Annotated in this window: 13 protein-coding genes, 1 tRNA gene and 1 pseudogene; 10 read left to right on the top strand and 5 right to left on the bottom strand. The window is 61.7% G+C overall.

Features of this window, described 5'->3' with window-relative positions; translation table 11 throughout:
- Positions 1-39 precede the first annotated feature (39 nt).
- From rpmF to VZ95_RS09685, 3 genes are read left to right on the top strand one after another with little or no spacing between them, the layout of a single operon-like run.
- Positions 40-222, top strand: coding sequence for a 50S ribosomal protein L32 (gene rpmF / locus VZ95_RS22965; protein ID WP_084627702.1), 183 nt, complete (start codon positions 40-42; stop codon positions 220-222).
- A 42-nt stretch (positions 223-264) separates the two neighbouring features.
- Positions 265-1,320 (top strand): phosphate acyltransferase PlsX, encoded by a 1,056-nt coding sequence (gene plsX / locus VZ95_RS09690; RefSeq protein WP_045775661.1) that lies wholly within the window; start codon positions 265-267, stop codon positions 1,318-1,320.
- Positions 1,317-2,294, top strand: coding sequence for a beta-ketoacyl-ACP synthase III (locus VZ95_RS09685; RefSeq protein ID WP_045775660.1), 978 nt, complete (start codon positions 1,317-1,319; stop codon positions 2,292-2,294). The genes plsX and VZ95_RS09685 overlap by 4 nt, the downstream gene beginning before the upstream one ends.
- A gap of 48 nt (positions 2,295-2,342) precedes the next feature.
- On the opposite strand, the gene VZ95_RS09680 is transcribed toward VZ95_RS09685, so the two are convergent.
- Positions 2,343-3,266 (bottom strand): aminotransferase-like domain-containing protein, encoded by a 924-nt coding sequence (locus VZ95_RS09680; RefSeq protein ID WP_232302584.1) that lies wholly within the window; start codon positions 3,264-3,266, stop codon positions 2,343-2,345.
- Positions 3,267-3,478: 212 nt separating this feature from the next.
- Positions 3,479-3,709: pseudogene (locus VZ95_RS26960) on the bottom strand (GntR family transcriptional regulator); the annotation flags it as partial.
- A gap of 257 nt (positions 3,710-3,966) precedes the next feature.
- On the opposite strand from VZ95_RS26960, the gene VZ95_RS09675 reads away from it, so the two are divergent.
- The 4 genes from VZ95_RS09675 (at position 3,967) to VZ95_RS09660 (ending at position 5,807) form a co-directional block, all read left to right on the top strand.
- Positions 3,967-4,428: a LysE family translocator gene (locus tag VZ95_RS09675; RefSeq protein WP_232302583.1), complete on the top strand. Its 462-nt coding sequence runs from the start codon at positions 3,967-3,969 to the stop codon at positions 4,426-4,428.
- A 289-nt stretch (positions 4,429-4,717) separates the two neighbouring features.
- Positions 4,718-5,044 (top strand): integration host factor subunit alpha, encoded by a 327-nt coding sequence (locus tag VZ95_RS09670; protein ID WP_045775659.1) that lies wholly within the window; start codon positions 4,718-4,720, stop codon positions 5,042-5,044.
- Positions 5,041-5,556: a MerR family transcriptional regulator gene (locus VZ95_RS09665; protein WP_045775658.1), complete on the top strand. Its 516-nt coding sequence runs from the start codon at positions 5,041-5,043 to the stop codon at positions 5,554-5,556. Before VZ95_RS09670 ends, VZ95_RS09665 begins: the two co-directional genes overlap by 4 nt.
- 174 nt (positions 5,557-5,730) lie before the next feature.
- Positions 5,731-5,807, top strand: a tRNA-Pro gene (locus tag VZ95_RS09660).
- Between the two features lie 85 nt (positions 5,808-5,892).
- Here VZ95_RS09660 and VZ95_RS09655 read toward each other — a convergent pair.
- From VZ95_RS09655 to VZ95_RS09645, 3 genes are read right to left on the bottom strand one after another with little or no spacing between them, the layout of a single operon-like run.
- A complete protein-coding gene (locus VZ95_RS09655; RefSeq protein ID WP_045775657.1) occupies positions 5,893-9,012 on the bottom strand; it encodes an efflux RND transporter permease subunit in 3,120 nt (1,039 codons plus the stop codon).
- A 6-nt stretch (positions 9,013-9,018) separates the two neighbouring features.
- On the bottom strand, positions 9,019-10,230 hold the full coding sequence (locus VZ95_RS09650) for an efflux RND transporter periplasmic adaptor subunit (RefSeq protein ID WP_045775656.1): 1,212 nt from the start codon (positions 10,228-10,230) through the stop codon (positions 9,019-9,021).
- Positions 10,227-10,841, bottom strand: coding sequence for a TetR/AcrR family transcriptional regulator (locus VZ95_RS09645; RefSeq protein WP_045775655.1), 615 nt, complete (start codon positions 10,839-10,841; stop codon positions 10,227-10,229). The genes VZ95_RS09650 and VZ95_RS09645 overlap by 4 nt, the downstream gene beginning before the upstream one ends.
- 121 nt (positions 10,842-10,962) lie before the next feature.
- On the opposite strand from VZ95_RS09645, the gene VZ95_RS25435 reads away from it, so the two are divergent.
- From VZ95_RS25435 to VZ95_RS28150, 3 genes are all read left to right on the top strand, one after another.
- Positions 10,963-11,151, top strand: coding sequence for a hypothetical protein (locus VZ95_RS25435; RefSeq protein WP_045775654.1), 189 nt, complete (start codon positions 10,963-10,965; stop codon positions 11,149-11,151).
- 82 nt (positions 11,152-11,233) lie between these two features.
- Complete coding sequence (locus VZ95_RS09635; RefSeq protein ID WP_045775653.1) at positions 11,234-11,680, top strand: hypothetical protein; 447 nt, start codon at positions 11,234-11,236, stop codon at positions 11,678-11,680.
- Between the two features lie 187 nt (positions 11,681-11,867).
- Positions 11,868-13,023, top strand: a 1,156-nt coding sequence (locus VZ95_RS28150; protein WP_045775652.1) for a sensor histidine kinase, incomplete at its 3' end; no start/stop codon positions are given.

Below are 13,023 nucleotides of genomic sequence, written 5' to 3'. Positions count from 1 at the left end.
TCGCTTTTCGGCGATGTCCGCTAACACGAGTTCAAGATTATGGCAGTTCCCAAAAAGAAGACCTCCAAGTCCCGTCGTAACATGCGTCGCTCGCATGACGCCCTGTCGGGTTCGGCTTACACCGAATGCTCGAACTGTGGTGAATTGCAGCGTCCGCATCATATCTGCCCGGCCTGCGGTCATTACGATGCCCGCGAAGTGGTTGCCTCGGCAGCCGCTTAAGCCCTTTGGCTTGTTCGATCAGACCCAGACGATAGGCGCACCGTGACAGCTCGGTTGACCATTGCCCTCGATGTGATGGGCGGCGACCGGGCTCCCGCGATCGTGATCGACGGTGCGAATATTGCGCGCGAGCGCTTTCCCAACGTAGATTTTCTGATGGTTGGCGACGAACAGCGGATTGAACCGCTGCTCGCGCGCTTGCCGTTGTTGCGGAAAGTCTCGCACGTGCTGCACACCGATAAATCGGTGTCCTCCGACGAAAAACCGTCCACCGCCCTGCGCAATGGGCGCCGCTCCTCCATGCGCCTGGCGCTGGATGCCGTGGCCGATGGCCGGGCGGCGGCGGCGGTTTCGGCGGGCAATACCGGCGCGCTGATGGCGATGGCAAAGCTCTCGCTGCGCACGCTGCCGGGGATTGATCGCCCAGCGATTGCTTCCATCATTCCCTCCCAGCGCGGTGAAACCGTGATGCTGGACCTTGGGGCGAATGTGACCTGCGACGCGCAAAATCTGCTGCAATTCGCCATTATGGGCGATGCTTTCGCGCGCGCCGTGCTCGGCCTGACCAACCCCACTATTGGCCTGCTGAACATCGGCGCCGAGGAGATGAAGGGGCGGGAAGAGCTGCGGCAAGCCGCGATTCTGCTGCGCGAATCGCCCTTGGCGGCGCAGTTCCACGGCTTCGTTGAGGGCAATAATCTGTCGACCGGCTCGGTCGATGTGGTTGTGACCGATGGGTTCACCGGCAATGTCGCGCTGAAAACCGCCGAAGGCACCGCCCAGCTTATCGTTCATTTCCTGCGCGAGAGCTTCAAAAGCTCGATTTGGGCGCGGATTGCCTATGTGCTGATGCGCCCGGCGCTGACCCAGTTCCGCAACCGCGTCGATCCGCGCCGCTATAATGGCGCGGTTTTCGTGGGTTTGAACGGGATTGCCGTTAAAAGCCACGGCGGCACCGATGGGCTCGGCTTTGCCAATGCCATCGGCGTTGCCGTCGATATGGCGATGCATGGGTTTATCGATAAAATCCGCAGCCAAGTGGCCGTGCTTCAGGCAACCTCGGCGGACCCCACTCCAGCCGTGAGCTTGGCCCCATGAGTTTTTGGCGTTCCCAGATTATTGGCACGGGCTCCTACCTGCCCGCGCGTATTGTGACCAATGACGAATTGGCGCAGCGGGTCGATACCTCCGATGAGTGGATTCAGCAGCGCTCCGGCATTCGCCAGCGCCATGTTGCCGCCGAGGGCGAAACCACGGCGGATCTCGCCACCGCCGCCGCGCTGAAGGCGCTGGAAGCGGCGGGCGTTTCTGGTTCGGACTTGGATCTGATTATTCTGGCAACGACGACGCCGGATGACACTTTTCCTTCGACGGCAACCAAAGTGCAAGCCCGTCTCGGCATGCATCGCGGTGCGGCGTTCGACGTGCAGGCGGTGTGCTCGGGCTTCGTCTATGCGCTAGCGATTGCCGATAATTTCATTAAGGCCGGTCAGGCGAAAACCATTCTGGTGATCGGGGCCGAAACCTTCACGCGCATTCTCGATTGGGAAGACCGCACCACCTGCGTTTTGTTCGGCGACGGGGCGGGGGCGGTGGTCTTACGCGCCGCCGAAGGCGCGGGCGCGGTGACGGATCGGGGAATTCTCTCCACTCATCTGCATTCCGATGGGCGTGAGCATGATATTCTCTATGTCGATGGCGGCCCCTCGACGACGCAGACGGTCGGTCACGTTCGCATGGCGGGCAAAGAAGTCTTCCGCCACGCCGTAACGAACCTGGCGGCGGTGGTCACGGAAGCGCTCGCCGCCAATGGGCTTGAGGCCTCGGCAATCGACTGGTTGGTGCCGCATCAGGCCAATCGCCGGATTTTGGACGCAACCGCAAAGAAACTGTCCTTGCCAGTGGAGCGTGTCGTCGTGACGCTGGACCGGCATGCCAATACCTCTGCCGCCTCGGTGCCGCTGGCGCTCGACGAGGCCGTGCGCGATGGCCGCATTCAGCCGGGGCATCTCATTCTGGTGGAAGCGATGGGCGGCGGGCTCACCTGGGGCTCTGCGCTTATCCGCATGTAGGGCGTTTTTCTGGTTTTCAGAGGGATCGATGGGGGGCTTGAGGCCCCCCTAAATATTTGCGCGCTGGCTACTCGCATCGGTCGCCAGCCGTTTGAACAGGCGCAAGGCCCGCTCTAATTCGGCGTGGGGCGGCGGGCCTAGGCAAAGGCGGACCCCAGCGGCCTCGGTACCGTCGAGGGCGAAACTTCGCGGCGGCAGCAGCAGTAATCCCCGTGCCTGGGCGTCGGCGGCAAGGCGGTCGGCCTCGGGTAAGGGGCGGGGAAGCCAGAGGTGAAAACCGGCGATCCGGACTTCGGGCAGCGTATCGGCGAAGATCGTCTCCGCAAGGGCGCGGCGCGCGGCGGCCTCCTGCTTCAGCGCCCCCATCAGCGTATCGACGGCGCGGTCTTCGAGCCAAGTCACCAGGAGGAAGCACGAAAGCGGGGCGGCGGTCGTGGTGCTGCTGGCGAGGATAGCTTCGGCGGCGGCGGCAAAAGCGGGCGGCACCACCAGCCATCCCATGCGCAGGCCGGGGCTGACGATCTTCGAGAGGCTGCCGACGTAAAACACCCGCTCCGGCGCAAGCTGGGCGAGGGCGGGTAGGCCCTCATCCGCGAGCGGCGCATAGACATCATCTTCCAAAATCCAGGCGTCATAGGCGCGGCAGAGACGCACGATGGCATCGCGCCGGGTGAGGGGCAGCGTGCTGGTCGTCGGATTATGGATTGTCGGCATCACGTAAACCGCCCCGCGCCGCCCTTCGGCTTTCAGCGCATGGAGATGGCGTTCCAGCGCCTCGGGCAGCAGACCGTCCTCATCGCTCGCAACGGCACGCGGGGTGATGTTGCGGCGTCGGCACAGGTCGAGAATGCCGGGGTAGGTGATGGGTTCGACCAGCATCTGCACCCCGGCGGCGTCCACCAGATCGACGGCGACGGCGAGCGCCTGTTGCGCGCCGTTACAGAGCAACGTGCGCGCGCCGGTGGCGGGAATGCCGAGGTCGCGCAGCCAACCCGCCTTCGCCTCCCGGTGATCGGCCCGGCCCGCCGGGGCACATAGGCCCCGAAACTGCTCGCATCCAAGCGGCGGGCGAGTTTGCCGAGCGACATCGCTAAGAATTGATCCGACAGCATTTGCGGCGGCGCGTTGAGGCTCAGGTCGAGCGGCGGGCTCAGGCTCAGGTCGCTATGGCGCACGAACATGCCGCGCCCCTGGGCACTGGCGACGAGGCCGAGGGTTTCGAGGCGCTGATAGGCTTTCGTGACGCTGCCAAGGCCGATCCCCAATCGATAGGCAAGGTCGCGGTGGGCGGGCAGGCGCGCGCCTGCTGGGATGCGCCCAGCGTGAATATCTTCTTCCAATGCCTGCGCCAGCCGGTCGGCGGGGCGGGCGGCGCTATCGCTCAGACGGGGAGTCCAGGGGGAGGCGAGACGCATTGGGGTTCCGTAATAGTGTCACGGAACACTATAGATGTTTTTCAGATTGTGTCACGGCCCTAAGCTGCGGGCAGTCCCCTCGCCGATAGGAGTTTTTGGACCATGACGCTCGATCTTCTGCTCGCCATCGCCGCTTACGCCTTTGTCACAACGATTACCCCCGGCCCGAATAATGCCATGCTGCTGGCGTCGGGCCTCACCTTCGGTTTTTGGCGCACCGGACCGCATTTGTTGGGAATTGCCTTCGGTTTTGCGGGATGGTGGCGGCGGTGGGGTTCGGCGCGGGCGAGCTGTTTGACCGTATTCCGCATCTGCACGATATTTTGCGCGTGGTGGCAACGGCTTACCTGCTCTATCTCGCGTGGAAGATTGCTCACTCGGCCCCGATGGCGGGCGAGGCGGCGGCGGGGGATGGCAATCGCAAGCCCTTCAGCTTCCTGCAAGCGGCGGCCTTTCAGTGGGTCAATCCGAAAGCCTGGGTCATGGCCATTGGTGCCATCTCCACCTATGCGCTGCCCGAGGCGTTTAGCTTGAGCGTGATCGTGATTGCGCTGTCGTTTCTGATCGTTGGCAGCCCCTGCATTGCATGCTGGGCTGGGTTCGGGTCGCTGATGCGGCGGCTGATGAGCGATCCGCGCCGGGTTCGGCAAATCAATATCGGCATGGCGGCGCTTCTGGTCGCCTCGGCGCTCTACCCATTGATTGCGGCGATGGGATAGGGGGGAGGGGAATCGATAAAATGCCTCGCAAATCCTATTAAAAAAACATTAACGGTCAATGTCATAAATAGTTTTCTCAATCCATCACTTCATCTAAGCTGTGATAAGCCTGTAACAGAGCGCGGGTCGGGCAGGGTGTGGACATACCATAGGGTGTCGCGCTTTTCCGATTGCGGGACGGACTCAGGTTATGGTTCAGCAAGCCTACCCAATGCGTTGTTAGACAAACGCAATTGACGGATCGCCGCACTGGCGGTACGGTACGGGCTGATAGGTAAAGGGGGGCTCGATGACCGAAGAGACAGTAACTCGCGCTCAGCTTAGCGAGGCGGTCTATCAGGAAGTTGGATTGTCCCGAAACGAGTCCGCTCAACTGGTGGAAACGGTTTTGAAGGAAATCGCCGACGCGCTTGCGGACGGCGAGATGGTCAAAATCTCCTCCTTTGGTAGCTTCTCGGTGCGTAAGAAGGGCGAACGCATTGGCCGCAACCCCAAAACTGGGGAAGAAGTGCCAATCATGCCCCGACAAGTTTTAGTCTTTCGGCCGTCCCATGTTCTCAAGAACAGGATCAACGAAGGCATGCAGGCGGTTGAAACACGGGAGACGGGTGAATGAGCACCGCCGAGGTGACGGACCAGGGCGCGCGCCGCGTAACGAAATCGGCCAGCGCGTTCCGGACAATCAGTGAAGTTGCCGCCGATCTCGACGTGCCGCCCCATGTGCTGCGCTTTTGGGAAAGCAAATTTCCGCAAATCAAACCGCTGAAACGCGGCGGCGGTCGCCGTTACTATCGCCCGGAAGATGTGGATTTGCTGCGGCGCATCCGCGAGCTTCTGTACCGCGACGGCTATACGATTAAGGGCGTTCAGAAGCTTCTGAAAACCCCGAACGCCAAGCTGACCGACGAGGACCGCCTCGCCCCTGGCCAAGCGCCGGAAATGCCGAGCGAAGAGACGGATCTACATCTGGAGCCGGTGGAAGCCCCAGCGGCGCCCCGTCTGCCGACCTTGGCGCTCTCGCGCGGTCCGGTGGCGGTGCTGCCGATCGAAACGCGCGCTGTGATCGAGGATGCGATTGCCGAGCTTGAGGCGGCGCATAAGGCGCTGATCCGCAGCTTATCGCGCTAAGCGTTTCGACAGAGTTTAAAAAAGGCGATCCAATCGGGTCGCCTTTTTTTATGGGCGGGGCAGATAAACCCTTGGCATCCCATACAACCGAGGCCGTCGCCATCGCTTGCATGCCCCGCGCACCCCGTCTATAGTCGCTACCTGCTGCGGCGATTAGCCTTGGCACAAAACGGTCGGAGCGTAGCGCAGCCTGGTAGCGCATCAGACTGGGGGTCTGGGGGTCGCAGGTTCGAATCCTGTCGCTCCGACCATTTTTTCCCCCGAAAATGAAAATCATCGCCCAAAAGCAAAAAGGCCATTCCGGTTGGAATGGCCTTGCTTGTTGGGGGCGGAAGCTTATTCCGCCGGTTGCACGCGCCCATCGCGCGGCATCTCGGCCCGCATCGTTTCTGCGTCCGGCTCCTCGCTGGGGCCGATAAAACGGCTGAAGAAGCGCCAGAGCCATTTCGCCATATCGTCCATCAGGCAGAAGACGGCGGGGACGAACACCAGCGATAGCACCGTCGAGACGATCAACCCACCGATGACGGCAATCGCCATTGGGGCGCGGAACTCGCCGCCGTCGCCGAACGCGAGCGCCGAGGGCACCATTCCGGCGGCCATCGCGATGGTGGTCATAATGATCGGGCGGGCACGCTTGCGCCCGGCATCGACAATCGCTTCGCGGCGCGGCACGCCTTGGGCGATTTCTTCGACGGCAAAATCGACCAGCATGATGGCGTTCTTGGTGACGATACCCATCAGCATCAGGAAGCCGATCACAACAGGCATGGAAATCGGTTGCTGGGTGATGAACAGCGCAAAGATGGCCCCGCCGATGGAAAGCGGGAGCGAGAAGAGAATGGTCACGGGTTGCAAGAAGGAGCCGAACAAGAGCACCAGCACGGCATACACCATCATAATGCCCGCGCCCATTGCCAAGGCAAAGCCGGTGAAGACTTCGCCCATCACTTCGGCGTCGCCGGTTTCCTTCAGTTCAACGCCCGGCGGGAAGCTTTGGACGATGGGCAGGGCTTTAACGGCGTCGGTGGCAAGGCCGAGCGGCGTGTCGCCGAACAAATCGGCTTCCACCGAAACTTTGCGGGCACGGTCGTAACGGTTGATCGTGGCCGGCCCCTGGCCGAGGGTAAGCTGGGCAACCGCCCCTAAGGGCACGGGGGTTCCGCTCGCGGTCGGCACCGTCAGGTTTTCGAGCAACTCGAAATCGCCGCGCTGGGCAGGATCGATCTGCACGCGAATCGGAATTTGCCGGTCGCCCACAGTGAATTTCGGCAGATTGGCGGCGACATCGCCGATGGTGGCGACGCGGACCACCTCCGAGAGGGTTTCGGTGGAAATGCCCAGGCGCGCCGTCCGCTCCCGATCCGGCACAATGCGCACTTCGGGCCGGTCGAGGGCGGCGGTCGAGACGACATTTTCGAGTTGCGGCAGCGTGCGCATTTGCGCCGCGAGATCATTGGCGAGATCTTCAATCACCGCCGTTTCACCGCCCGTCACCAAGAGGCTGAGGGCCCGCTGCCCGCCTTCATTGACGAACCAGTAACGCAGGTCGGGGAAATCTGCGATGCGCTGGCCAATGAGGGTCTGCAACTCGCTTTGGCTGCGGGAGCGTTCCTGCTTCGGGGTGAGGTTAATGACGAGCGAGGCTTTGCGTACTTCCAGCCCTTGCCCGAGAATTCGGCCGCCATCGACAAAGACCGATCGGACTTCCGGGAGCTCTTTCAGGGTTGCTGTGACGCGGTCGGCCACCGCTTCGGTTTCCGCAAGGCGCGTTCCGGGTGGGAATTCAAGCGCCAGCACGGTCCGGGCCGTATCCTCCGTCGGCAGAAACCCGCTGGGCAAGAGCGTGGAGGACCAGATCGACAGGCCGAAAATACCCAAGCCGAGCACCACGGTCACCCCGCGCCAGCGCACCGACCAGTCGACCAAGCGGATATAGCGCCGCATCAGCCAGCCTTCCGGCTTATCGAGATGGGGCGTGCCGCGCATCAGATAGGCGGCCATCATCGGCGTTATCAGGCGCGCCACCAGCAGCGAGAAGAGCACGGCGACGGCAACGGTAATGCCGAACTGCTTAAAATACTGCCCGGCGATGCCGCCCATGAAGCTGACGGGGGCAAAGACCGCCACAATCGTCATGGTAATGGCGATCACGGCGAGGCCGATTTCATCCGCCGCTTCCATCGCAGCCCGATACGGCGATTTGCCCATATGCCGGTGGCGAACGATGTTTTCGATCTCGACGATGGCATCGTCGACCAGAATCCCCGTCACCAAGGTAATCGAGAGCAGGCTGACGAGGTTGAGCGAAAAGCCGAGCATATCCATGACCCAAAAGGTCGGCAGGATCGAGAGCGGCAGGGCGATGCAGGTAATGAGCGTCGCCCGTAAATCCTTCAAGAAGATCAGCACGACGAGCACGGCCAGGGCCGCGCCCTCAATCAGCGTATCCATCGCCGAATGGTAATTGCCAACCGTATAGGTCACGTAACTATCGATCAGCGACAGGGTGACATTCGGGTGCGTCTGCATTAGCCCGGCAATGCGGCCTTCAATCGCCTTGGCGACATCGGCGTCGCTGGCCCCTTTGCTGCGGTAGATGCTGAAGCTCACCACCGGCTGCCCGTCGAGCCGGGCAAAAGTGCGCGGCTCGGCGTAGGTGTCGGTGACGGTCGCCACGTCCGATAAGCGCAACAGCTTGTCGCCGGTCAGCATCAGCGGCGTTTGGGCGAGTTCGGCGAGAGTTTTCGCGCCGCCGAGCGCCCGGATCGATTGTTCCTGGGTGCCAAGGTCGCTACGCCCGCCGGCAAGGTCGATATTCACGGCTTTGAGGGCACGGGTGATATTGGCGGCGGTCACGCCCAGGGAGAGCATGCGGTTCGGATCGAGCGTGACCTGAATTTCACGGGTCACCCCGCCGACGCGCTCGACCTTACCAACGCCTTTGGCGCTTTGCAGATCGCGCGCGACCACATCATCGACGAACCAGGAGAGTTCCTCCGGCGTCATGGCGGGGGCCGTGGCGGCATAGGTGACGATGGGTAGGCCGACGACATCCACCCGTTCGATGATCGGCTCGTCGATACTGCGCGGCAAATCGGCGCGAATGCGGGCAACCGCATCCTTTGCGTCGTTCAGCGCCCGGTCGCTATCGATTTCCAGGCGGAATTCGATCGTCGTCACCGAACTGCCGTCGGTGAGGGTGGAGCCAATATGCTTGACGCCGGTGAGCCCGGCGATGGCGTCTTCCACCTTTTTGGTGATCTGGGTTTCAAGCTCCGCCGGAGCGGCCCCGGTTTGAGTGACGGTGATACTGATGACCGGCACGTCGATATTGGGAAAGCGCGTGATCGGCAGCTTCAGGAAGGAAACCACCCCGAGCACCATCAGAATCACGAATAGCATCACCGAGGGGATCGGACGGCGGATGGCCCAGCCGGAAATATTCATCGCCATGATCGACTAATTCCCCGATCCGAGGGTGGCTTCGTCGCCGACGAGTGCGGCGTCGAGAGGGGTTTCTTGCGTGCGAATGCGGTCGCCATTGCGCAGGAAAGTTCCGGCCTTGGCAATAATCCACTCGCCTTCGGCCACGCCCTGCACGATCTCGGCAAGGCCGCCCGCACGGATGCCAACCCGGACGGTGCGGGTTTCAACCCGCCCATCCTTCGCCACCTGCACGGTCGTTTTTGTCGCGCCGAACAGCAAGGCGGCGGTGGGGACGGCGAGGGCGGTTTTCTGCGCAACCTGGATCGTTCCGCGCGCGAAATTGCCCATTAGCGCCGGGGCGGTAGGGGGCAGGGCGATGCGGACCGAGCCGAGGCGCGTACTGGTATTCACCATCGGTGAGAGCAGGCGCACGCTGCCCGTCACGCTTTGCCCATCGGGGAGTTGAATTTCGGCGCTCTGCCCCAGCTTCACTTGGGCAAAGCGGCTTTCGGGAATATCGCCGCTCACGTCGAGCGCGCCATCGGCGATCAGGCGGAACAAAGGCTCGGCGCTATTGGCGGTCTGGGCACCCAGTTTTGCCGTGCGGCGGCTGACGATCCCAGCGGCGGGGGCTTTAACTTCGGTGCGGCCCAGGCGAATGCGCACGTCGCGGATTTGCGCCTCCATTTCGGCGCGCTGGGCTTCGGCGACGCGAACGCCGTCTTGGGCTGCGCCAACGCGCGCTTGGGCGGTGCGGGCGGTCGCCGTGCGCTGATCGAGCAACTCCTGACTGGCATTGCCGGTTTGCCGCAGGGATTGGCTGCGCTGAAGCGCGGCGGAGGCTTCCACTCGGCTGGCCTCGGCTTGAGTGATCTGGCTGCGGGCCTGGGCGATCCCGGCGGTCAGCCGCGCTTGGGCGGCTTCGAGTTGAGCAAGCTCGGTTTCCAAGGTTTCGCGGGAGAGGCGGGCGAGGGTTTGCCCCTTTTCAACCCGGTCCCCTTCCTCGACCAGAATCTCGATAATGCGCAAATTCTCGATTTCGGGGGAAACCAGAATTTCTTCGCGCGCAACGATACTGCCTGTCACCGCGACCTTCGCGACCATCGACCGCTTTTCAGCCGCGACGACGCTCACCATCGGCGGCTTGGGGCCGACATCTTGGGCGCGCGCGGCTAAGGGGGCGAGCGTGAGGGCGGCGGCGAGCAAAAGATGCGCCGGGGCGATGGCATGAAACGAGCGGATCATGAGGCACGGGTATCCACGGTTGGGGTCAGGAGTTTGGCGCGCAGCAAGGTAAAGATGGTGGCGATGATGGCGCGATTATCCAATTCGGGGCGAATGGTCGCGCGCCATAAAATACCGTCTCCCACGGCAAAGAGCAGGGCGACGATCGCCTCGACATCGGCATGGGGGATCAGTTTTCCATCGGCGATGGCCTTTAGGATCGTATTGCGAATCAGGGTGGAGAAGAAGGCGTCGGTCTCCACCATGATCTTGGCGACCTCGGGGTTGCGTTGCGCCTCGGCCCCGATTTCGAAAATCAAGGCGCGGCGCTCTTGCGGCTCGACGCAGGCGTAATGGGTGAGCATATCTTCAAGCGCGCTTAGAATGTCGGCGGCGACTTCGACATGGCTTAGCGCATCGCGGATCTCATGGCGGTCGCGCTCGCACAGGCCCTCGATCAGCGCCACTTTCGAGGGAAAATAAAGATAGAGCGTTCCGGGGCTAATACCGGCCTCCCGGCAAATCGCCTGCATGCTGGTGCCGTGAAAGCCATCGCGGGCAAAGGCGCGTTCGGCGGCTTCCAAGATCGCTTGGCGGCGGGTGGCAAGGCGGAGAGGGGAGAGTTTGGGCATAAAACGAATATTCGTTCGCTTTGGTGAAATGTCAACCCTCGCTGTTGCGGGAAAGGGGCTGGATATTTCAACCGCCCTGGGGTATGACTCAGACGTAAAACGCGTTTCAGGGAGAATCCCAATGGATGTATCGAGCCTGACGGGGGCGATTACCACCCTCAATAAATCCGCCGTGAGCATGGATGTGGCGATTGAAGTGTTCCGCCAGCAGACGAAAGCCGAACGGGCTGTCGTGGGCATCATCGAAGCCTCGGTTGAGGCCTCCAAGGCCGCAAATGCCGCAGGCCAGTTGGTCAATATCTCCGTCTAAGGCGCATATGATCGACCCGCTAGCCTGGGTCGAGATCTTCTGATACGGTTAGGTTAGAAGCTTCTCAGGGGGTTAGCGGGCGGTGGTCAGTTTTTACCTGAAAACCGGTACTTACAAGTTTGGCGCGGCGCTCGGCGTGAGTGCGGCGCTTTTTGTGTTGGGGCTTTCGGTATCTGCCGGGGCACAAATTCCGAGCAATCAGATTCCCCCCAAAGGCGTCAATAAGATCGTGCGCACTCTGCTGCCATCGTGGCAGGTGGGCGACCTTGATAAAAAACTGAGCCAAATGTGTTCGCTCGGGCGCTTCAATCAGCGCGTCGCTTATAAATATTCGGCGCATTTTCAGGGGCCGAACGGGGCATCTTTGGTCGGCGGGGCCAAGGGCAACGGGCTCAATCTGTTCGACCCGACCGGGGCGCGCCAGCCGGGGCGCGACTATTGGTTTTATCGGGACCGCACCAGCAATTGCATTGTTTATTCGGCTAAGGTGAAGCCGGAACAATCGGCCATTCAGCCGCCCCCCTCGTAACTCTCCAATCTTCTTGATGTTTCCCTTTACAGTCCGCGATCGGATTGCCTGCCCATGCCCTGTTTCTTGTCCTAAGCGTATTGGTTAAGAAGACAGGACAGGGCGATTTCTTTCGGATATGGTTGTGGATGTACCCGCTTGCTAAGGCCGGGGTGCAGGGGAAACAGGGGAACGTTAAGGAGAAATCGTGCTGGCTCCCGACGCAAACGCCTCGGATCATCCGACGCAAGCGGCCTCTGGTACGCGCGAGTCGGTAAGCGACGATTCGGCGCTCTCCGGCGTGCCGTCGCTTTTGCCGGGGCAACGGATGTCGTGGATCAGCGGGGCCTCGCTTCAGGTTAAGCTGGCGCTGATCGTCGTCCCCGTCATGGTGCTGGCACTGTGTATGCTGTTGATTGTGCTGATGACCTCGGCGGCGGAAGACGGGCTGAAAGCCTTGGGAACGCGCGCGACCGTAACGACCGATGTGCAGGTACAGGCCCTCAGCCAGCCCCTGTGGGAATTGAATGCCCCCCAAATTACCCGCATCGTCGATACCCTCGCGCAAGATCCCGACATCGTCGGGGCGCGCCTGCTGGATGAAACCGGCAAGTTCATCCACGGTTTCGGGCGGTTGGAGGGGACCGATATTCTCACCGTTACGCGGGTTGTGCCGCATCCGGTGGCGCGGGATGCCGTTCCCTTAGGGCAATTGACCGTCGCCATGTCGCAGGTTTCGTTGAACGAAACCCTGCGGCTCCAGCTTCTTTCCGCTGGCGCTGCAATTGCCGTGGGCGCGGTGTTGATGATCGGCGCGGTATTTCTCTCGCTGCAACAACTGGTTTTCCGCCCGCTGCGGCTGATGCTGCGCGCCATCGAGCGCATCGAAAACCGCGAATGGCCGACCGTGCGCTGGGAGAGTAACGATCAATTGGGCGTGGTGGTCTCGGCCTTCAACCGCATGGTGAAAACCCTGCGCTCCAACGAGCGTGAATTGCGCGAGGCGATGCATGCGGCAGAAGCGGCGGCCCGCGCTAAGGACGAGTTTCTGGCCAATGTCAGCCACGAGTTGCGCACGCCGCTGAATGCCATTCTCGGTTTCTCGGAAGTCTTGAAGTCGGAAATGTTCGGCCCTTTGGGCTCGGACCGCTACCGGGCCTATGCGGGCGATGTGTTCACCTCTGGCACCCATCTTCTTGAAATTATTAACGATATTCTCGACCTCTCGAAAGTCGCCGCTGGTAAATTCGAGTTGATGGAACAGGCCTTCGATATCGATCACACGATTGATTCCTGCGCGCAATTGATGCGCGACCGGGCGATAGGCGCTAAATTGGCGCTGCATACCGATGTTCCATCCCATT

The sequence above is a fragment of the Elstera litoralis genome (genome assembly GCF_000963705.1).
In the GTDB taxonomy this organism is placed as follows: domain Bacteria; phylum Pseudomonadota; class Alphaproteobacteria; order Elsterales; family Elsteraceae; genus Elstera; species Elstera litoralis.
This window is presented reverse-complemented; position numbering and strand designations above follow the sequence as displayed.

Excerpts from the sequence above, each read along its gene's own strand:
- VZ95_RS09655 (WP_045775657.1), bottom strand. The coding sequence starts at position 9,012 with ATGGCGATGAATATTTCCGGCTGGGCCATCCGCCGTCCGATCCCCTCG.
- VZ95_RS09685 (WP_045775660.1), top strand. The coding sequence starts at position 1,317 with ATGAGTTTTTGGCGTTCCCAGATTATTGGCACGGGCTCCTACCTGCCC.
- VZ95_RS25435 (WP_045775654.1), top strand. The coding sequence starts at position 10,963 with ATGGATGTATCGAGCCTGACGGGGGCGATTACCACCCTCAATAAATCC.
- rpmF (WP_084627702.1), top strand. The coding sequence starts at position 40 with ATGGCAGTTCCCAAAAAGAAGACCTCCAAGTCCCGTCGTAACATGCGT.
- VZ95_RS09650 (WP_045775656.1), bottom strand. The coding sequence starts at position 10,230 with ATGATCCGCTCGTTTCATGCCATCGCCCCGGCGCATCTTTTGCTCGCC.
- VZ95_RS09670 (WP_045775659.1), top strand. The coding sequence starts at position 4,718 with ATGACCGAAGAGACAGTAACTCGCGCTCAGCTTAGCGAGGCGGTCTAT.
- VZ95_RS09675 (WP_232302583.1), top strand. The coding sequence starts at position 3,967 with ATGGTGGCGGCGGTGGGGTTCGGCGCGGGCGAGCTGTTTGACCGTATT.
- VZ95_RS09665 (WP_045775658.1), top strand. The coding sequence starts at position 5,041 with ATGAGCACCGCCGAGGTGACGGACCAGGGCGCGCGCCGCGTAACGAAA.
- VZ95_RS09645 (WP_045775655.1), bottom strand. The coding sequence starts at position 10,841 with ATGCCCAAACTCTCCCCTCTCCGCCTTGCCACCCGCCGCCAAGCGATC.